We start from the raw sequence: 20,464 nt of genomic DNA on the forward strand, positions 1-20,464 counted from the left end.
TTTATTATTATTTTAAAAAAGAGTCACTCCTTTATTTCTATGCGTATTATTAATAATAGGACAGTTTGATTTTCGCGTGTTCGATGACAAGATTCCTTAATAAATTTTCTTTATAAATCACATATAATTTGTACTATAATTTATTTTAACTTTTTTGTGTGAGGATAAATTTTTTTAGATTATACCGTCTATTGTTATTTTTTTTGCCACTCCTCATTTAATAACCTAATCCTCCCACCTTCATTATTATTTCTCAGTTTGCAATACCTATACTTGATACAGGTTTGTCATTTTCGTATTACTTTTAAACGCTAAAGCTGACATTAACAAAGGTAGCAAAACACATTCTTTAATCAAAGAAGAATATGATTTATTCCATTGTCTCCGTATACCTGTGGTAGACTTCCCACATTTAAATTTTACAAAGGTTGTTAAAAAATGCCTTCAAACCGTTTCTTTAATAATAATAAAGCAGATACTCCAATTATCGGGCGACACTTAAGAAAATCTGAATTTAAAAAAGAAAAATTAAAGCAAATCACTCGTTCTCTTTCATTTGATAGTTTTTTTACCAAAGCATTAGATGAACCTAATTACAACGGTAGTAGTTCAACTCACCCGATAGAAAACAATTCTGCACACTGTGAGGATCCTTTTAATCACGATTGGGTAAATGTTATGTGGGGTTGGGCTAATGGTAAATTTTTAACAACCTAGCCGTGGCAGAGGGATAACCAACTTCAGTTCATGAATGGTACTTGTTCAACAAAATCCAACTCATTCGTCTTTTAAAAACATGAGGCAGCTTCGCTGCCTCAAAAGAAAGGGATAAAGGAGTTAAGGGGTAAAAGCCCGAACGCACCTAACCCGAAGAAAGTTGCTCTTAATGAGGACGTTCTGGAAGCCATCGTCGAAGTACTGGAGCCAGGCGCTGCCCGTAGGACTGCCGGAAAACTCGGTAGAACTCCAGTAGCCGTCACCGGCAAAACCACCTAAATTATTCCTATGCAGCGTTATATATAAGTTGGGGTTAGTAGTGCCACATCCAGCATCATCACCTAAACTTATAAATCGTCCGAGCTCGCAAATGGCCGGCATGTACCAGTCATTAAAGCCGCCGTCAGATAAATCTACACAGAGTTGAGCGGCAACGGGTGGGGTTAAGCCCGCGGCAATGATGCGACTCGTGTTGCATGCTCCATCATTTTTACCATCACAGGAATTTGGACCGGGCATAGATGTTTGATTAATGCCTCCTACCTCTACATTCGGTCCCCATTGAACTCCTGCTGATTGGTCACTCATTGCCGCCACTTTACCACTGATACTTCCGGTATTGGAGGTGGAGTCATCGATAGAAAATAAAAAGCCGCCTTGATAAATACAACCGTATCCTAATACCAGCACATTGATATTTGTGGAGAACGCATTATCAGCACTGACCGTGACAACAGTCGGCACGGGTTCAGTCCCTGGCGATGTGGTACAGGCATTCGCATTGCTATCGGGGCTGGCCGTACTGCCCGGGGTGATGGTAATGTCGCAGGTGGCGCCAGCATTGAGTGTACCCATACAGGTATTACTGGTAATTAAAGTGCCCGTTGGAAATCCGGAAGTACTCACCTGTACGTTGCTTGCGGGCATTGAGCCTGTATTTTCTATGCGGATGATGCGTGGATTGCCAGTCAATGCTGGGTCAGACACAGGAAAAGGGCTTTGAATTGACAGCGCCAGGTTTTGACTGAGAGGAGACAATGTTGCCTGACCAAAGGTCACCGCTACGGTATGGTTAGCCTGGATATTGTTCAACTGAAAGGTGGTACCGCCATTTTGTACCACATTGCCATCCAGCAACCATTGATTGACTCCGAAGCCGGTATTGGGTGTTGCCGTAAATGTCAGGCTGCTGCCAGCATTAACTCGCTGTGCTGTTGCAGGGGAAATAGAGCCGTTAGCACCCGCCGATGGCGTGACAATGAATTGCTGGACGGGGGGCTGCTGTGTCAGACGAATTCGTAACATATTGTCTGAACTCGGCTGGTAACACTGCAAGTCATTACCCTGCTGACATAATACCGGGCCTCCAATGACATTTCCTTGCAACGCTGAGCCATTCACATTAAGTATCAATGTGCAACTTCCTTTAGCGGGGAGTCGGCAGGGTGCAGTTTGATTAATCCCCGCAATCCTTTTCATGAATAGAATCTTTGGTTTGGAGGATTGATTATGTAGGGTATAGATAATCTGGGCGCTTTGTCCTTTGGCAACAGTAATGGAAGTTGGCGTTTGGGGTGCGAAAGTCCATAAGGGCTTGGCTGCTTGTACGTTTAACAGCATTAAACAAGAGAAAAGGGCTGTGATGGCAATGCTAAAAAAATGTCTTTCCTTTCTATGCATGATCTGTCCTTAAGCGACATAAGTTAGGTTAAATAAAACCCCATTGGTATAAAGGTGATTGAGAGTTAATCCTGAGTTCATGGTCTGCCCCAAAGCGCGACCCAGTTCACTTTTCCCCCAATCAGCAAACTCATAGCCAACGCCTATCTGCCAGTGGTCATTGAGCGCTTTTTGCACGCCAGCGCCTAAGGTGTAGGTAAAAGCGGTTTTCGTGTGGTTTGTAAAATTAGGATTGGGCAATGCTTCGAAAATCAACGGTGTATTAGTAAACTCATGAGCACGATTAAACCCAACGCCTACACTTGCGCTCACCCAGGGCATGAACCAATACCCTTTATCAAGCAACAGTTTGCCTTTCACCGCTAGGCGAGTGTTTCGTACTTTATATTGGTAGCTGTAATTATCAAATTGAGGGTCGGCATCATCCCATATCACGCCTTGAAGTTTGGCATTACCGGTAGTGGCGACTGCCAGACCCAATTGCCCCAGCCATTGAGAAGTCAACGATTTTTGTAGGCCTACAAACAGCTCGCCAGAAGCGAGAGCATTCGTGGATTTTCTCGCCGCATACGTCTTTTCAATGTCTGGCGCCAAATAAAAAGTCTGTGTCTCACCACCACGAGCCCAAACCGGGCCTGCGGCTATTGAGCCAACCCAGGTCCAGTCTTTGGAGCCCATAATAGGACCCATGGTGCCCGCAAAGGCTGTACTTCCCAACACACCGGCTGTTGCAACAGAAAGAAATAAACGATACTTCATGAGCACTCCTTGCAAAATAAAAACGAGTTGTTAAGTAAAAATCATAAGCCTCAGCGGCAATCGATTCAATAACCTGGGAATAAAAGCACGAACGGGTAGCATAGAATTTAAGCCGAGCAAAGAGATGAAACAAAACCCTGAATAAAGGAAAGAAACACCATAACATGTAGGGGAAAGGAGGAAGATAAGGGAAAATCTAGTGTTGATTGCTGGCAATGGTCCGGTCATTGAAAGAAATCTTGTAATTCCTCTAAACTTAAACGCTGGTTCTTCCCCACCACCCAAAAGGTCTTTCCAAGGGTCAACGCTTACCGTTGGGGTAACGTAAGAATGGTATAAAAGGTATCTTCGCACTCACCTCTATATAGACAGGATTGTTTCCTGTCACCTTGACTATTGAGTAATCAGGTAATTTAGGGATATATCTTTCTTCGGCACTTTAATCCTCTTTTGATTGCGGAATCAAAGAGTTAGATTACTATAATCCGATTAAAGTACCCCTATATTGGGGTAGAGTCCCTAATTCTTCGGCAACATTAGTTTATTAGGGCACTCTATACACGCCCCCTATTGATCCAAATAAAGACTATATGTATAATTTATATACTTAAATACGTTAGAGAAAGCTCCTTTGGACGAATTAATAAAATTTTTTGAAGAAAATAATACATTCTACTATTGCTTTGGTAGTGACACTATTACTTTAAAAGAGTTAGACTCCCTTAAAGAAGAACTGAGTAAACATCCTCAATTGTTCAAGATCTGTTTAGATAAACTTCATAATTTTTCAATTACAGATGTCACTGAGACAGAAGATAAGATGTTAGATATTCTCTTATCTCTTCCTATGTTTACTAATCTTGAAATCTCTTGCGGTGAATTGGATGAGAGTCTTGATGCTTTCCTTGAGTCTGTTTTCCGTCGGGCCGTCCATATAAAACATATTGATTTAAATTTTGGCGAACGTATAGAGAATCATGTATTACAAGGTGGGTTTCCTGGCTTTATAGACAGCATAGGTAAATCAGTTACATCTTATAAGTTAGATATTGATACTTCTTTTCCTGTTGAATCTTTTTTTCAACTGTATATCCATAGGGTTATCGAAAAAAATTTATATGAACAAGGTGTTAAACAAACTTTTACAGAAGTAGTCTCAAATAAGATATCTAGCTTTATAGACAAGGTGCACTCTATCGCCATTATTCCTGATACTGTGGATTATATAAAACTGGATTTCAACGAAATAAAACAATTCTTTACTACCTACATAAATTTTATCGATGAAAAACAAATAGATTCTCTCAAAGAGAAATATGGAAAGGCAGTTTTTGAATTAGCAAGTTATTATTTAGCAAAAAATGAGTTGGTTGAGTGTTGTTCATTTTTAATAAACGAAAAAAGTACTGTATCGAATGAACCATTATTCGTAATAGCTTTATTTGATATCTTTAAAGAAAAGAAACTACTTATTAAAACTGAATTAGAAGAGTTCAGTTTTGCCGCACTTGCAAATATATTAAAACCAGAATACTCAGATTCCGATTCTTCTATTGAACCAAAAGATTTATTAATAGCAGTTTTCTTACAAATACAAAAAAAACGCAATCCCTCAGTCGCAGCAGAACAATTACAAGATCAATGCATCGAGAAGTTTTCACCTGTTTCCAGTCCTATTGAAACTCAACTAAACCAGCAGAATTCCTTTTTCGGAGGCACCTCAGGGAATCAAAAAAGAAGAAGGCTTCTTGAGAGTGATACAAATGCTCTTGAAAGTAGCTCAGACTACAAAACTATGGATTATGATTGAGATGAATTATGATCGCATTCATTGCAGTTATGCCTTGCACTATCTAGAAAGCAGTAGGAATTATGGCTTAAGGTTTGGCAGAGCCTGAGCCATTTCTCTTCCTACATAGTTCCTAAAAAGAAAAAGCTCATTTCATCAAATGCTTGAAAACAAATGACTGTATTACATCTGGGACACTTCATTTATGTAATGATTGGTCAAATGAGCAGATAGAGCTTTTCCACTTTCGAGATGAATATAGGAATGAAGTGGATATCGTCTTAGGGCGAGATAATGATCAAATTAGCGGAATCGAAGTTAAAGCTTCTGCTACTATAAAGCAACATGATGTTAAAGGAGTAATCAACTAGCAGAATTCCATCCCGCACAATTTCAATGTGGAATTGTTTTTATTCTGGCAAAGAGATATTACCTTTCTCACAAAATAATGTTCAACTCTATGCTCTGCCAATAGGTTATTTTTAAAATAACTGCTCTGAATGATTTAAGACAACAGGCGCTTTCTCTAATCAACTTCCTCAAAGATCTCTTCAACGCCTATCATTTGTCGCAATTCATTAGTTGACGATGCCAATAATTTTGCTATCCTGCTCTAATTTATTCCATGCGTAGGAATGGAATATTCTTATTCCAATAAACACAAAGTAATCATTGAGGTGTATTTTGAGGTTTTTTAAAGTATCAAAAAAAACTGTCCAAAAGACTACTGCCTATATTCGCTATAGTGATGCCCCTGAAGGTAATACAGTGGTATGTATAGCTATAAAAGAAAATGGGGAGAAAAAGGTCTTGCTGAAAACTGGTGATATTGAGGGTAACGAGACTCTTTTTAGCAATACTGCGAATACACTTTATTCCGGTGCTAGCGCAATGGAAATCTATAATGCTAAGGATGAAGAGGGGTTTGAGGATGAAATTGAACGCGAGGAAGAGAAGTTTGCCATATCAAGAGAAATATTTTGTGCTGAGCTGGTTCGGGATGTTGATCCCAATTGTGCCCCTAACTATAACCGCTACTACGAAGCAGATACCCAAAAGCCACTAATAGGCCCTGATTTTATAACTAACTTTCAATCATGGAAATCAAGTTATCATTATGAAAACCAGACAATATTAGGCTTTGCAATTAATACAGCTGGATTTATTGATTTTCCATCTCACGCTGGGTTTCCCGCGCAACGGAAACGCATACGCGGATTAGGTGTTTGCGCTGTTTTATTGGCAATACTTGGTAAAGATGATAGAGGCGGCGAGAATTGGGGATTGGTTGAAAAATACAATCACCTACAAGTTGTTTTAATTGATTTTGGCCGTTGTCTTTGTAGGATAATGTTTGCCGATGAGGAAAAAAATCAATCGGAAAATTCGTATAAAGATCCATTCGACATTGTAAAAACAGTATTCCAACAATACGATACTTCAGATGAGCCGCCACTGCCTGAGTCATTCTTTAAATCAACCCATATAAAGTATGAAATTTTTGAGACTATAGAGAAACTTTATGGGATGTCTGCCACCCTTGAGAAAAGAGCCGACGATAATTTTAAAGAATTCCCACGCTTTAAAACAGCAATATTGCATGATAAAAGAAGGGGCATTGAGCATTTATATCACCAATTCAAAAACAATAAAGAGTATATTGCGACGCAGTACATTAATAAAATAATTGAAAAAGCAGGAATATCTATAAAATTAAGCGATCTTGATAGCGAAACAGCGACTTACCTACAGAGCCTTTATACTTATTTAAAACCTTTTGAAACATCAATCAAACACGATTTATTTTTTAAACACATTATGAAGATATTTAATCCCGAGAGCCCTAATGAAACACTTCACACAACCCCCCAATCAATGTAAGGTTACATTAATTGGGGTAATAAGTCACAAAAGATAGAGCGCTTGTTGGTATTCTAATCGTAAAATTCCACTGCACCAGTTTGAAGATGATACAATCCACCAATCATTGCTATCTGCTTCTTATTCAATAAATTTCGTACAATTTCGCTATGCTGGGTTATTTGCTGCAACGTATGCTTTATATTTTGACGTGAAACCTCATTGAGGAATTGGTCGTTTTCGACCTGTTGGTCGGAATTTGGCATTTCTACCTTTTGAATTACTGGCTTTATTTTCTCTAATAGCGAGGTAAGATGTCCAAGACGAACGCCTTCACAGGCCCCTTTAATAGCTCCGCATTGCGTATGCCCAATCACCGCTATTAATTTTACTCCAACAACATGACAGGCAAACTCTATACTTGCCAATATATCTTCATTTAAAATATTTCCTGCAATTCGAATACTGAAAATATCCCCAAGTCCCTGATCAAAAATTAATTCAGCAGGTGTTCGAGAATCCATGCAACTTAAAACCACCGCAAAAGGATACTGCCCTTGAGATGTCTCGTTGACTTGCTGCAGTAAATTACGATTTATCTTAAGGTTGCTGATAAAGCGTTTATTTCCTTCCTTCAGTAATTGGATTGCTTGTGCTGGGGTAATGTCTTGTTGTTGTTCTTTAGTTAATGTCCACACTGGTTAAACTCCTCTTAATTCCACCTTGATATCTCGTGTTTTTGCACTTAAAACAAAATGATGAATAACTTCCTTTACATCTGGATCAACTATTTTTGAATCAGAACCATCAATCACCACAGTAACTCCTTTAGGAAGCTGTTTCAGCTCATGAATGATACTTCCTTTATTTAAAAAGGAAACTTGCTCTGCCAAATGTAGATAATATTTTGTATCTTTTTGGGTACGAATTTTAAAAAAATCATGGGAATTTAGATAGTGGTGCCGTAGGATAATGAAAAGGGCCAGCGAAAATCCAAGTGTGATGCCAAAAAGCAGATCGCGCATTATAATCCCTGCTATTGTTACCAGGAAGGGTAAAAATTGCTCCCAACCCAGGCGATACATTTGTTTAAATACTACTGGGGTTGCTAATTTGTAGCCGATTATCACCAAAATGCTGGCAAGAGAAGCGAGAGGAATTTTATTTAACACTGCAGGTATGGTAACGACGCATAGCAGAAGGAAAACGCCATGTAAGATCGTTGATAATTTTGTTTTTGCACCAAAAGTAATATTTGCGGTACTACGCACAATGACCTGTGTAATGGGTAGTCCACCGATAAAAGAAGATAGAATGTTCCCCAACCCTTGTGCTTTTAACTCACGATCTGTGGGAGTAACACGCTTATGTGGATCTAGTTTATCGGTTGCTTCCACACATAATAAAGTCTCCAGACTGGCAATCAGCGCGATAACTATTGCCACTTTGTACACATTCCAGTTAGTCAATTGCGAGAAATCGGGTAGAGTCACATGATTTAGCAATTCGCCAGGTCCAGAGAATTCAGGTAATTGAACAAGCTCGGAGGGTTCAAGCATAAAAGGAAATAATTTCTGTTCATACAAAGTGCTTAACAGTATACCAATAATGACCACCACTAGAGGTGCCTGAAGGATTTCAAAAATTTTATATTTCTTCATTAGCACCTTTTCCCAGAGCACCATTAGAAATAAAGATATTACACTGATTAAAATCACACCTGGATTGATAGACGCTACGGTATCTTTAAGACGAGTAATATTAAAGTCGCCATCAGGCTCCATCAAAATGCTAGAACTAACTTCGTGACCCAACAAATGCGGTATTTGTTTTAAAATAATAATAATACCTATACCTGCAAGCATTCCCTTAATGACTGATGAAGGGAAATAGTAAGCAATAATTCCACCTCTTAAATAACCGGTAAGTAATTGAAGTAAGCCTGCAATCACTCCAGCCAGCAAAAAAGTTTCCCAACTACCTAATAATTCAAGAGAACTTATTACAATAGCAACCAGCCCAGCTGCAGGACCACTTACACCAAGAGCTGAGCCACTCGCGATGCCCACAACAATTCCACCAATAACCCCTGCAATAATTCCTGAAAACAATGGCGCGTTGGAAGCTAGAGCAATCCCTAGACATAATGGCAATGCAACTAAAAAAACAACCAGGGAAGCAAATAAATCATTTTTTAAGTGAGCGAATACATTATGGTTCATATCTTCCTTCCTGGATACACGCTTTAAAATGAGATAAAAAATCATACCACAATTTAAGTGAATTGTTTAAAATTCGGAGTCAGAACACGTCTTTAGAATTAAGACCGCAAAAGAAAGTGATTGGGCTTTTGAGGAGCTAACACAGTTTATTAAAATTACCTGAACACTCTCATGCACAGAGAGCGTTAACGCTCTACTCTCTCATTGATAATCAGTAACTCTTTAACGAGTTTATGTTTGTGGACCAAAAGAAACCATAAGTCAATTAAAAACCACCCTATTTCTCGCAGGCGTCCCATCGACAAGAATTATAGTGAGACATTTTTTAACACCATAATGATTAATACTGCTTTTTAATGGTTGTCCGGGACTAACAGGTCATTGACGAAGGATGGCAACGGCGGGATTCTTATTTTTCAGACAGTTGCTATGCTTGCTATACTAATGTCTAAATCCTCATCATTTGGAGACAGGAATGAAAGAACTAATAAGGAAGTTTGAAGCGCGAAGTGAGGGGGGAGAGTCAATCTTTATTTTGGAATATCGAGGCATTAAAGATCTTCTGACTGCTCCAGATAAAGACAAAAAGCCTATGTATGGTCTGCCTACCTATACCACAGCTACGGGGCAAAAAGTCGTTAAGGTAGATGGAGGCTATCAAATTCTTGGCCTTGATACACTATTTTATGAAAGGGAATAAATTTTTAGTATGCAAACAATAGCCAGCTCACGTAATTCCTGTCTGTCACAAATCAGTCAGTTAAAAAGGACTTTCTCTTAATAATTTGTTAATTTCTCTCCGATATAATTTCATTAATTTGTGCTATAAAGACTCAGTACTAATGAAGAAATTTGTCGCTGGAAATTATTACATACGAAAACCTGAATCTATTTATTCTATTGCAGTGGGCGACAGAATTGAATTAAAGCCAGCGGGTATTGAGTTAGCTAATAACTATTACAATGAAAAATATCAATCCGATTTATCCTATTCACCTTTTGGATTATACATTGAAAAGGAGATATTGGAATCAAGAAAAAAAGAGACTCTGGATTATCGCAAAGCTTTTATTGTTAATGAAGGAAGCAGCCCAGGCTATCACTCCTTATCAGTGATCTATATCAAAGAAAATAACGATGAAATTCTATTGCTTGTAGATTCTCAGGGGTCTGAGGATAAGGAATATCAGAAAATATGGGCAAAAAATTTCTTTAAAAAAACTGGTATTCCCTCTTATGCGGTGAGTGATGTCTTTCAAAGCGATAACTATTCTTGCCATACTGCTTCTCTTACTATTGCAAAAGATTGTACCGCTAAAATAAATGGTCAATACAAGCTAACTAATTTATTAACTTCCATTAAAGAACGTTCAGAAAAGCCTTATGAAGGATTTGCCTGGGCTAAATTACCCGATGAATTACTGAAGGTTTCACAACTCTCTAAATTCGTAAAACAACATACCGAGCATTCAACAAGAAAAGTTGATCAAAAAAAGGAAAAAACACTTAAAGAGTATCGTCAGTCCTTTACCGCGACAGTGAAGATAGCGTCTGAAGAGTTTCATTTTAACGATTATTTGAGAAGAAAAGGGTTGAAATTAGCGAATGCGGTTGAGATTCAATATTATGTTGAAGCACTGCAAGCTGAGTTTGCAACACTGCAAACTGAATTTGAAAAGGTGGATACTGAATTTAAGGAGCTTCAGTTTTTATTCCAACACTCGTGGCCAAAGTACAGAGAGCTGTTTATTAAACGTGCAAAGGAAATCTTAAAAGAAAAGGATCCTCAAGAAAATCTTTATCGATACGCCTCATCTTTTATAGAACAACAGCTCGCCAATGCCCCTCGTTATCAAGAGTTTATTGCTGCTCTTCCTGTGGAGTTTATTGAAAAAAAGCTTCTAAAGGCCGTAGAGGATGATCAATTGGCTGACGTCCAGAAATTAATCACCTTAAAAACATCTAATCGACCAGGCATTAAAGTAATTAGCGATATTTTAAACAAAGCTGCAACTTATACTAATGGCAAGTGGGATATTGTACAAGCACTCCTTTCCATGACTGAAGACAATAAACCTAATAAGGCTAATGTTACTGATACTCTAAATACAGCTATTGATGCTAATGCAATTGGCGTTGTGCAATATATTTGCCAAATGAGCGGAGACAATAAACCGGATGAAAAAGCAATTGCAGATGCTTTAGACTTTGCCCTTGAGTCAGGTAATTTCAAAGCCGTTCAAGCTCTTTGTCAGATAACAGGAGGTAATAAATTACGCAGTAAAGCGATTGATGAAGTATTACAAAAACTGGCAAGAAAGCAATACATTTATTCCGATTCCAAAGTGGTGCAATACCTTCAGGATGCTAAAAAAATTGCTCTGCTTTATGAACGCATTGAGGCACTTAAAGAGTATGGCACAACATTGAAAAAACAAGGTTATGCAGCTGATGGCGATGCTGCAATAAGTAGTGCTGATGATCTCAAACAAATGACAGATACCTTTCTGACACTCAAAGCTAAGGATCAAAGTAGCGAGATAAAGGCTCTAAAAGAGAAGTTTAATCAACAACTAAAAAGCAGTTATGAAGCGATGGGAAATCATCGCATGCCCGCGAGACCATTCTTCGCGAATATTGCAATATCTGCAACAGGAATAGGATTATTCCTGGTTATCGGTAAATTGCTGATGACTGGAAGCGATTTTTTCTTTGAAACAACAAGACAAACCAAAATCAACTCTATCCGAGAAGTTTTGCAGGAAACTGAAGCGTTTCCAAAGGTGCATCGATGATCCTTAATCTGCAACCTTAACTCTGGTATAATTGCAGCCTTTAGATTAATATTCACCTGGGAAATAGTAATTGAACACCATTGGCTGGACAGAAAAGCAAAGTCTTTTTCGATTATTTCCGCTAATCATCAGCATTTCTTTTGCTATGGATGTTTTTGTGCCTGCAATTCCGGAGATGAGTCGTTTTTTCCATACCTCCAGCACTACCATGCAAGCTAGTCTTTATGTGTTTATGCTCACTGTTGCGATAGGCCAGTTGCTGATAGGTCCTCTGGCAGATCGTTTTGGACGTAGACGTATAGCACTTGGTACGGCAGTACTTTTTTTTGCAGGCTCCCTACTCTCTTCACTGGCGCCCTCTGTTCCAACACTAATCATCGCGCGAAGCATTCAAGCCGCGGGAGCCTGTGGTACTTATTTGTTGTCTTTTATTATTGTTAGGGATAATTTTTCAACAACGGCCTGTGCTCGCTTATTCAGCATGCTAAATGGAATTAATTCGATAATAGCAAGCGCTGCTCCAGTAATAGGCGGATTACTGCTAGATATAACCCTGGATTGGCATAGTGAATTTTATTTTTTAACGCTGCTCGGATTTTTAATGAGTATAGTCGTGTGGCGCTATATTCCTGATTACAATTACCCCAAATCAAAGCACTCAAAAACGAATTTATATAAAACCATCAAACCAATGATCGCCAACTCTTCCTTCCGCAAATACACGCTTATTGCCTCCTCTTCTTTGCTTGGCTTGTATTTATTTTGTGCTTTATCACCGGAAATTCTAATCACAAACCTTCATCTATCCGCAACAGCCTATGGTCTTTTTTTTGGATTAAATGCAGTCACTGTGTGTTTTTCCAATATGATTGCTGCACGACTTACCTATTCTTACTCTTTGGAAAGAATTGTATTTTGGGGGTTAGCATTCATGATAACCTCCTGCTTTTTTATGATGATTTGTAACTTACATCAGTCTAGCATTTTAACTTTTATGCTCCCCATGCTTTGCCTGACTATAGGCATTGGTACTTGTATGGGTTCAGCTGCAGCGCTTGCATTAAAGGATTTTGAGCAGCAAGCAGGAATTGCTACTGCTTTATTAGGTGCTTGCCAATTTGGTCTTGCAGGTTTCATTGGAATGCTGATAGCTCAACTGGCACCTGGGCCATTTAGCCTGGCTCTTCCGGTTTTTTGTTTCAGTCTCTTAGGATTTGTCAGTATTTCAAAATTCAATTTAAAACTCTTGCGGACAGAATAAACCTATCCAATAGCGCAAATTAAAGTCAACATGCCCCATTACCCGCGAAATCCAGCATAGCTATTGATTACGAGATTATATGTTCTGCATAAAGCACAGCACCTAGACAAAAAAGAGCTTTTGCACTCAAATACTTAAATGCATTTACCTGCTCTTGCGAACATAAAGTTGAGAACACATTCATTTAGAGTGTACACTGACCTTTTTACTTACTATTTAAAATTGATGAATAAATCTGATTCATTTTATAACCTTGAAACAATTGGTGGTCTTCTTTTATTCCTTGCCGCCGTATTAGCAATTGTTATTGCTAATTCGCCTTACCGTATTATTTATGACCATTTTTTAAATATCCATGCCAGTGTTACTATTGGTAATCTTTTTATCAATAAGCCATTACTTTTGTGGATTAATGATGGATTAATGGCAATTTATTTTCTGCTGATTGGGCTTGAGATTAAGCGCGAAATTAAACGAGGTATTCTAAGCAGCAAAACCAATCTATTGGTACCAGCTATTACCGCCTTAAGTGGCTTAATTTTTCCTGCTTTGATTTTTGTAATGCTTAACCGACACAATGTGGTTTATTTGCATGGCTGGGCCATTCCTACTGCAACAGATATTGCTTTTACACTTGGCATAATCTCACTTTTAGGATCACGTGTGCCCCTTTCTTTAAAAATTTTGCTTACTGCAATCGCTATTTTTGATGATATTGCAGCTATTGTGATTATTGCACTTTTTTATACACAAAAACTCTCGCTCTTTTCATTATCATTAGCCCTTTTATTTGCTTTAATATTGGGGGCGTTGAATTATTTTAAGTGCAGGCGTGTTTCAGTATTTGTGTTCTTCGGTATCGCATTATGGATTGCAGTACTTAAATCGGGAGTTCATGCCACACTGACAGGTATAGTGCTTGCCATGGCCATTCCTGACGAAGGTCGACAATCTATGCTTACGCGACTTGAAGACGGTCTTCATCCTTGGGTTGTCTTTTTTATTTTACCTTTATTTGCTTTTGCCAATGCTGGCGTTACTTTTATTGGTCTTAATCCATCAATGTTTGTTCACTCAATTGTCTTGGGAACAGCATTAGGTTTATTTATTGGCAAGCAAATTGGGATTTTTTTACCCTTAGCCTATTTTGTTAAATTTAAACAACTTTTGCGACGGGATAAAATTAATTTCAAACATCTGTACGGGATTGCCTTAATTTGTGGGGTAGGTTTTACCATGAGCCTGTTCATTGGCTCATTGGCTTATTACCATAGTTTAAATTTAATTCCCATGGTCAAAATTGGAGTGGTTTGCGGTTCTTTAATTTCCGGGATTGCAGGTTTCTTTGTCTTAAAGTATGCAAGCAGTCGACATATAGACACTAGCGCGTTGTAATTTAATTCTACTATTAGATTAGATGCGATTGCAAAAAAGGAGTTTATGGTGCAACAATTTTCAAACATTCTATTTGTAACTCATGCCATTAAAGATGAAGCAGAAGTGCTTGGTCAAACAATAAAACTTGCCCATGATAATAAAGCTAAATTAAGTATATTGGTCATTTGTCCTTCCTTTCCCGATTCTCTAAATGATTATAGGGCCTCTTATGAGGAGGCATTGATTGACAAAATGCAGCAATCTATAAAGAATGCCAAATCATTATACAAATTGGATAAAAATTTATTGTCTATTCCTATTGAAATCCATTGTTGCAGCATGCCAGATATCCATATTATCCGGCACGTTATTCGACACAATAATGACCTCCTTATTAAAGAAGTGGAAACAACGGCCAAAGGATTCAAAGCGCTGGATATGGAGTTATTAAGTAAATGTCCTTGTACTTTATTTCTTTACCGTCCATTTAAGCATAAACAAAAAAATATTCATGTCGGTGTGGCTATTGACCCGGAAACAGAAAGCGAGGCAGCCGAAGATCTAGGGCTTCGCCTGCTCAATACTGCCAATGCTTTGACAAAGCATTACCAAGGTAGCCTAAGCATTATTTCCTGCTGGAATTTTGCTTTAGAAAGCTATTTACGCGATAGTGTTTGGCTTAAAATGCCACAAGAAGAGCTTGACAGGATATTACAGGAAGAGGAACAAGCTCATTTATCGCTCTTGCAATCCCTGATTCAGAAGTCTCAAGTTTCCAATGACTATTCCATTGCCCATTTAAAAGGAGAGCCTGAAGAATTAATTCCCTCTGCCGTCACTACCAAAAAAATTGACATTTTAGTGATGGGAACTGTTGCCCGCACAGGAATAGCCGGCTTTATTATTGGCAATACGGCAGAAAATATTTTGCAAAAGCTTGATTGCTCATTGCTTGCACTAAAACCGCATGGTTTTATTTCCCCTGTTAAAATTTAAATTAAATTTTGAGCAGGAGGTAAATCAGGTTGCTTAATAATTCAGTAGTTGTTAAATAACTACTGAAATTCATCACTTACCAGGTTATTTATTTATAGAATTGCACGCTATGTTAGCAGCAGAAAAAGGATAAATTCAATGTTACCCTCTAAAAGGTATAAAATTGAATTTATCCAATTAAAGGTATATACTAAAAATATCCCTAATAAGGTATAATATATCTGGAATTTTATGCTTATTCATTCACCGCATGAACTAGCAATGCTACTAAAAAATCGACGCAAATTATTAAAATTAAATCAAGCTCAAGTAGGTAGTCTTGTGGGTCTAAAACAAAAAACAATTTCTGCTATTGAAAACAATGCAGAAAATATCAGGTTGAATACTTTATTTCGAATATTATCTGCTCTTGATTTAGATATAAATATCTCGCCTAAAAATGAAATCAATATAGTAGCCAAACAATGGAATGATGAATGGTAAAACGAAAGCAAATTCTTCATGTCTTAATGAATGGCATTCTAATAGGAGACTTGGAAAAAACATTTCAAGGGGGGTTAAGGTTTACTTACTATTACGAATGGCTAAACCGCCCAGGTGCCCGACCTATTTCTTTGTCACTTCCACTCATTCAGCAAACTTACACGGGTGATGTGGTTTATAATTTTTTTGACAACCTTCTTCCAGACAATCAACAAATACGTACTAGGATTCAGGCTAAATTTCAAATACCCACTAATCAACCTTTTGACTTGCTTTCAAGCATTGGCAGGGATTGTGTAGGGGCAATCCAGCTCATTGATGGCCAACTACCCGAATTTAAAAAAAAAATAAATTTTAAACCCTTAACGGAACAAAGCATTGCCGCCAAATTAAAAAATTATCACGTTAATCCATTGGGGATGAGTAATAAGGATCAGGATTTTAGGATCTCTATTGCCGGAGCACAGGAAAAAACTGCATTTTTATATCATCAACATCAATGGTGCGAACCACTGCAAGACACACCAACCACCCATATTTTTAAGTTACCAATTGGTTTCATTTCTCATCAAAATATAGATTTAAGTGATAGTTGCGAAAATGAATGGCTATGCTCTCTCATTGCTAAAAGTTTTGGACTTCTAGTGGCCGAATGTGAAATCTTGCACTTTGAAGAGGTGAAAGTTTTATCCGTCGAACGATTTGATCGCCGTATCTCTCATGATAAGAGCTGGATAATGCGATTGCCTCAAGAGGATATGTGTCAAGCATTGGGTGTCTCTCATAGCCTCAAATACCAATCAGATGGCGGTCCTGGCATAAAAGAGATCATGAAACTGCTGTTAGGTTCTACAATGCCCATGGAAGATAGGGATTGTTTTTACCGGGCTCAGGTTTTCTTCTGGTTAATTGCCGGCATTGATGGTCATGCCAAGAACTTCAGTTTATTTATTGAGCCTGAAGGAAAATATCGGCTAACACCCTTATATGATATTATGTCAGCCTATCCCCTAATAAAGAAAAAACAACTACAAACTCAAAAAATAAAAATGGCAATGGCATTACAGGGTAAAAATACTCATTACCATTGGTACACTCTGCAGCGCCGCCATTTTATAGAAACAGCAAAAGCTGTCAGTTACTCAGTTGAGAAAGCTGAATGTATCCTTGACGAAATGCTAAAAAAAACAGAATCAGTAATAGAAGAAGTCTCCAAACAATTACCCGCAAACTTCCCAATACATATCTCTGAACCTATTTTTGAAGGAATTCAAAAGGCTAAACACAGATTAAACAGGTAATAGAACCTTTCTCCACTTTTAGAATATAAATTAATCAAGTTCTAAATCTGTAAGTCAGCTCGCAATGTTGCCAAGCGTCTTAATGTTTTTAAATAACTTAAAAAATTAATTGCCTGACGAGAGGTACGCTGCTGCTCAAAACTTTCAATCTGGGTTTCATCATAAAGAGTGGTTATTTTTTGCTGAATTTCTGCTCGCTTATTTTTATCTTCTTCTTTATAGAGTTTTAGTAATTCTTGTTCAACCAAAGGCAGCTCTATACCCGACGTTTCAGCTACATTACGAGCATCTTCCAAATTTAAACCACGCGAGATGTAACTTAATGTTGCTTGAATCAGCGTTAATTGAACAAACCGTTTTTTAGCATCTTGTAAACGTTGCTGCTTTCTTAGATTTAAATGCTCCTCTTCTAGCGACTCCATTACTCCTCGAGTCAGCCAAAAAAAATGGGTTACATCATACATCGTGCCTTTATTTAAAAATAACACAGCCATGTTATGAATAAGGAAGCCATGTAGTTTTTTAATATTTTTTTCTAATAACGAAAGTGGATGCGCACGCCATAAAAGATTTCCTACAATAAAACTGGCAGCTATGCCAATGATAATGCCTCCAAATCGCTCAAGTGGAGGCCACAATTCAGTAGGTGGTCCGCCAGCTTGTGCTAAACAAATTACCAAAGCAATATTGGCTTGCAAACCAATATAAGCGTATTTAGTGTACTTAAAGGAAAAATAACTAAATCCCCATACAGCAAAAAAAACAAGAAGAATGAAGGCATACAAGTTCAGGAAAAAAAAAGCTAAAGGAACTAATGCAACGCTCCCGCCCAAAAGACAACCTAGAAACCGGTGTAGGCTAATGTTTTTCATCTCAAATAAATCTTTGCGGATTGAAATAACCACACTGCTGATGATGCCATTTAATCCGCCTGGCCAATTGCTTACTAGCCAGAAACTCAGTGCAAGAATCGCTGCTAATCCAGCCTTAATACTATGTTTAATAACATCAGGATCACTGCTCAACTGCTGTTGCTTAGTGATAACTGATTTTTTGGGAACCAGGGGTTGATGATTGATTAGAGTGTCATTTAAGCTGGTAAAAATAGTATTGATTTGATGCAACAAAGTCATTAAATCAATTGAAATTTTCGTTGAAGTCTCTGTAAGCTCCTTCTCAATAATTCTATTTAAAGCTTCTATGGCATTCTCAGTAAGCAATGCTTTTTGAATAGCAATTTTTTTTTCTGTAAAAAATGCTTTTTTTAAATTATCCAGGTCCTGACAAATCGCAGTAAAAACATTATTAATTACTGTTACAAAAGCACTTAACTCCTCTTGCTTTTTTATCTCACAAGAGGTTACAAAATAAGTAACAGCACGTGATAAATCATAAAATAAATCCAGTAAAACGCGAAATTGATCAATTTTTTCTTTTTTAATGCCCAACTCTCGCCGCATAAAACCCAACATTTCTGTTGTTTTTTTTAATTTCCTCTTGAGAGCTAAATTATTCTCCGTAAGCTTGGCAAATGAAATAGTCTCCGCCAGGAGGGAGCCTTTCAACTGTTCAAAAAGCTGTCCTATAGTATCGAAAATTTCCGAGACATTTTTTTGAATATTATCGTGAATGTTATTGGGGAACAGGCATAAAGCTGCAGCGGCGGAAATTACCACGCCAAGACCAATTTCAATCGGTCGCCAAATAGCTACATTAAATACTTCCTCAGGACTTATTGCTAATTGGGCAATCACAATGAACGCTCCCAGTGCCCCTAAAAGATAGGCATAGGCATACGTGCTAAAATTGTAATAATAAACAGCGACTGTAATCAGTAACAAATTAATTAATAGGTAAAGAAAAAGACTATCAGCAGCCATTCGTGCCAAAAAGAAACCCAGCCATACACCAATGACTGTACCTACAATACGCAATATTGCTTTATCAATAATACTGCCTACGTAAATATTAGCCACAATAACCACCGTCATCCCCGACCAATAAGGCTTTTCCAAATGCAGTGCAAATGCAACGAGTATTGCACTGACGGCCGCAATGGCAGTGCGCAATGCTGCTCTATTTTCGATGGTATTGGCTGTAATTGCTGTAAAAATCTTACCTCTCCGCCGGATAAGTGATTGTGGTTGCACTAGCGCCAATTCTTAGAGGATATTCCGGACTCACGTCATCTATATATATCCTCACAGGAAAACGTTGTGCGATTTTAATCCAATCTTCGGTTGCCTCCATGTAAAGCAAGGTCGATGGTGCCACTGCCCCCGCCTGAACACGATTGATTCCCCAACCAATACTTTTTACATGGCCGTAAAAAACTTTTCCTGGATACATGTCGATTTTAATTTTTGCCTTATCTCCGGGTTTAATTAAACGAATAACAGTCTCTCGATAGCGCGTTTCTACCCACCAGCGTTTGGTTTCAACCAAGGCAAATAAGCCCTCACCTGTTTTTATATATTGACCATAACGTAAATTAAAGTTAGTGATATAGCCATCGGCAGGAGCAACGATAGTAGTGTGTTCATACAAATAGCGTGCTTTATCGTATTTTGCTTTGGCAGCTAAAACAGCATTATTATCGAAATTTTGCTCAGCGATTCGCAATTGTTGCGTCGCGGCTAAAACCATTGCTTCCTGTTCCTTAATCTTGGCTTCGACATTTACAACCTGAATTTCTGGTAAGGCTCTTTCTTTTAATAATTTTTGATAACGCCTGAAATGATCCTGACTTAATGCGAGGAAGGACTTACTCTGTTGCAGTTTCTCCCTGGCAATAATAATAGCCAATTTGTCATTTTCGTAATCGATTTTCGCAATGTTCCATTCTGCCAATGCCTTTTCCATTGCATATTTATAAGGTCTAGGGTCTATCTCTATTAATGGTTGTCCTTTCTTGACATTCTGATTCTCAATCACATAGATGTTGCTGATAGGTCCATCTACTAAGGAAGCCATATTTACAACATTTGCTGAAACATAGGCATCATCTGACCAGGTAAAATAATAGGCAAAATAACGATAGCCCGCATACGCCACAACAATAATCATTATCGTGACCACATGAGGCCAATATTGAAACGCTGTTAAACGTTCTCGAATCATTACCACATTCCTGGGCTAAAAAAGCTTTTTCATCACTATAGCTAATCTAGCGCCTGAGAGCTATCCCATTGAAAATGCTTTATCTTTCTGAATCATACTATACT

17 protein-coding genes and 1 pseudogene are annotated in these 20,464 nt (G+C 38.0%); 12 read left to right on the forward strand and 6 right to left on the reverse strand.

Annotated elements, in window-relative coordinates; translation table 11 throughout:
- Positions 1–438 precede the first annotated feature (438 nt).
- Positions 439–717: a hypothetical protein gene (locus tag clem_RS09780; RefSeq protein ID WP_094091383.1), complete on the forward strand. Its 279-nt coding sequence runs from the start codon at positions 439–441 to the stop codon at positions 715–717.
- A gap of 120 nt (positions 718–837) precedes the next feature.
- On the opposite strand, the gene clem_RS09785 is transcribed toward clem_RS09780, so the two are convergent.
- On the reverse strand, positions 838–2,397 hold the full coding sequence (locus tag clem_RS09785) for a DUF1566 domain-containing protein (RefSeq protein WP_094091384.1): 1,560 nt from the start codon (positions 2,395–2,397) through the stop codon (positions 838–840).
- 9 nt (positions 2,398–2,406) lie between these two features.
- A complete protein-coding gene (locus clem_RS09790) occupies positions 2,407–3,156 on the reverse strand; it encodes an outer membrane protein (protein ID WP_094090452.1) in 750 nt (249 codons plus the stop codon).
- A gap of 631 nt (positions 3,157–3,787) precedes the next feature.
- On the opposite strand from clem_RS09790, the gene clem_RS09795 reads away from it, so the two are divergent.
- From clem_RS09795 to clem_RS09805, 3 genes are all read left to right on the forward strand, one after another.
- The gene (locus clem_RS09795) at positions 3,788–4,966 is read left to right on the forward strand and encodes a hypothetical protein (protein ID WP_094091385.1); all 1,179 of its coding nucleotides are present in this window, start codon (positions 3,788–3,790) and stop codon (positions 4,964–4,966) included.
- A gap of 143 nt (positions 4,967–5,109) precedes the next feature.
- Positions 5,110–5,316 carry a DUF4143 domain-containing protein gene (locus tag clem_RS15435; protein ID WP_094091386.1) on the forward strand — a complete coding sequence of 69 codons (207 nt, stop codon included), beginning with the start codon at positions 5,110–5,112 and terminating at the stop codon, positions 5,314–5,316.
- Between the two features lie 313 nt (positions 5,317–5,629).
- Positions 5,630–6,826 (forward strand): hypothetical protein, encoded by a 1,197-nt coding sequence (locus clem_RS09805; protein WP_094091387.1) that lies wholly within the window; start codon positions 5,630–5,632, stop codon positions 6,824–6,826.
- A 53-nt stretch (positions 6,827–6,879) separates the two neighbouring features.
- Here clem_RS09805 and clem_RS09810 read toward each other — a convergent pair whose 3' ends face one another.
- Positions 6,880–7,503 carry a carbonic anhydrase family protein gene (locus clem_RS09810; protein ID WP_094091388.1) on the reverse strand — a complete coding sequence of 208 codons (624 nt, stop codon included), beginning with the start codon at positions 7,501–7,503 and terminating at the stop codon, positions 6,880–6,882.
- Positions 7,504–7,506: 3 nt separating this feature from the next.
- Positions 7,507–9,027, reverse strand: coding sequence for a SulP family inorganic anion transporter (locus clem_RS09815; RefSeq protein ID WP_094091389.1), 1,521 nt, complete (start codon positions 9,025–9,027; stop codon positions 7,507–7,509).
- Between the two features lie 226 nt (positions 9,028–9,253).
- Here clem_RS09815 and clem_RS15130 point away from each other — a divergent pair.
- From clem_RS15130 to clem_RS09850, 8 genes and pseudogenes are all read left to right on the forward strand, one after another.
- Positions 9,254–9,364: pseudogene (locus tag clem_RS15130) on the forward strand (FAD-binding oxidoreductase); the annotation flags it as partial.
- A 138-nt stretch (positions 9,365–9,502) separates the two neighbouring features.
- Positions 9,503–9,727, forward strand: a complete 225-nt coding sequence (locus tag clem_RS09820; protein WP_094091390.1) for a hypothetical protein — start codon at positions 9,503–9,505, stop codon at positions 9,725–9,727.
- Between the two features lie 142 nt (positions 9,728–9,869).
- Positions 9,870–11,822, forward strand: coding sequence for a hypothetical protein (locus tag clem_RS09825; RefSeq protein WP_094091391.1), 1,953 nt, complete (start codon positions 9,870–9,872; stop codon positions 11,820–11,822).
- A gap of 70 nt (positions 11,823–11,892) precedes the next feature.
- On the forward strand, positions 11,893–13,083 hold the full coding sequence (locus clem_RS09830; protein ID WP_094091392.1) for a multidrug effflux MFS transporter: 1,191 nt from the start codon (positions 11,893–11,895) through the stop codon (positions 13,081–13,083).
- A gap of 225 nt (positions 13,084–13,308) precedes the next feature.
- Positions 13,309–14,478, forward strand: coding sequence for a Na+/H+ antiporter NhaA (gene nhaA / locus clem_RS09835; RefSeq protein ID WP_094092332.1), 1,170 nt, complete (start codon positions 13,309–13,311; stop codon positions 14,476–14,478).
- 48 nt (positions 14,479–14,526) lie between these two features.
- Positions 14,527–15,456 (forward strand): universal stress protein, encoded by a 930-nt coding sequence (locus tag clem_RS09840; protein WP_094092333.1) that lies wholly within the window; start codon positions 14,527–14,529, stop codon positions 15,454–15,456.
- Positions 15,457–15,687: 231 nt separating this feature from the next.
- The gene (locus clem_RS09845; protein ID WP_094091393.1) at positions 15,688–15,939 is read left to right on the forward strand and encodes a helix-turn-helix domain-containing protein; all 252 of its coding nucleotides are present in this window, start codon (positions 15,688–15,690) and stop codon (positions 15,937–15,939) included.
- The gene (locus clem_RS09850) at positions 15,933–17,240 is read left to right on the forward strand and encodes a type II toxin-antitoxin system HipA family toxin (protein ID WP_094091394.1); all 1,308 of its coding nucleotides are present in this window, start codon (positions 15,933–15,935) and stop codon (positions 17,238–17,240) included. The genes clem_RS09845 and clem_RS09850 overlap by 7 nt, the downstream gene beginning before the upstream one ends.
- 41 nt (positions 17,241–17,281) lie before the next feature.
- Here clem_RS09850 and clem_RS09855 read toward each other — a convergent pair whose 3' ends face one another.
- Both clem_RS09855 and clem_RS09860 read right to left on the reverse strand, forming a co-directional pair.
- On the reverse strand, positions 17,282–19,390 hold the full coding sequence (locus tag clem_RS09855) for an FUSC family protein (protein ID WP_157698227.1): 2,109 nt from the start codon (positions 19,388–19,390) through the stop codon (positions 17,282–17,284).
- Positions 19,356–20,360 carry an HlyD family secretion protein gene (locus clem_RS09860; RefSeq protein WP_094091396.1) on the reverse strand — a complete coding sequence of 335 codons (1,005 nt, stop codon included), beginning with the start codon at positions 20,358–20,360 and terminating at the stop codon, positions 19,356–19,358. Before clem_RS09860 ends, clem_RS09855 begins: the two co-directional genes overlap by 35 nt.
- Between the last annotated feature and the right edge of the window lie 104 nt (positions 20,361–20,464).

Origin of the sequence: Legionella clemsonensis, from assembly GCF_002240035.1 — a bacterium.
In the GTDB taxonomy this organism is placed as follows: Bacteria; Pseudomonadota; Gammaproteobacteria; order Legionellales; family Legionellaceae; genus Tatlockia; species Tatlockia clemsonensis.

Bases quoted from the DNA above. Each gene is read 5' to 3' on its own strand.
- clem_RS09780 (WP_094091383.1), top strand. From the start codon at position 439: ATGCCTTCAAACCGTTTCTTTAATAATAATAAAGCAGATACTCCAATT.
- clem_RS09785 (WP_094091384.1), bottom strand. From the start codon at position 2,397: ATGCATAGAAAGGAAAGACATTTTTTTAGCATTGCCATCACAGCCCTT.
- clem_RS09790 (WP_094090452.1), bottom strand. From the start codon at position 3,156: ATGAAGTATCGTTTATTTCTTTCTGTTGCAACAGCCGGTGTGTTGGGA.
- clem_RS09815 (WP_094091389.1), bottom strand. From the start codon at position 9,027: ATGAACCATAATGTATTCGCTCACTTAAAAAATGATTTATTTGCTTCC.
- clem_RS09820 (WP_094091390.1), top strand. From the start codon at position 9,503: ATGAAAGAACTAATAAGGAAGTTTGAAGCGCGAAGTGAGGGGGGAGAG.
- clem_RS09825 (WP_094091391.1), top strand. From the start codon at position 9,870: ATGAAGAAATTTGTCGCTGGAAATTATTACATACGAAAACCTGAATCT.
- nhaA (WP_094092332.1), top strand. From the start codon at position 13,309: ATGAATAAATCTGATTCATTTTATAACCTTGAAACAATTGGTGGTCTT.
- clem_RS09845 (WP_094091393.1), top strand. From the start codon at position 15,688: ATGCTTATTCATTCACCGCATGAACTAGCAATGCTACTAAAAAATCGA.
- clem_RS09850 (WP_094091394.1), top strand. From the start codon at position 15,933: ATGGTAAAACGAAAGCAAATTCTTCATGTCTTAATGAATGGCATTCTA.
- clem_RS09860 (WP_094091396.1), bottom strand. From the start codon at position 20,360: ATGATTCGAGAACGTTTAACAGCGTTTCAATATTGGCCTCATGTGGTC.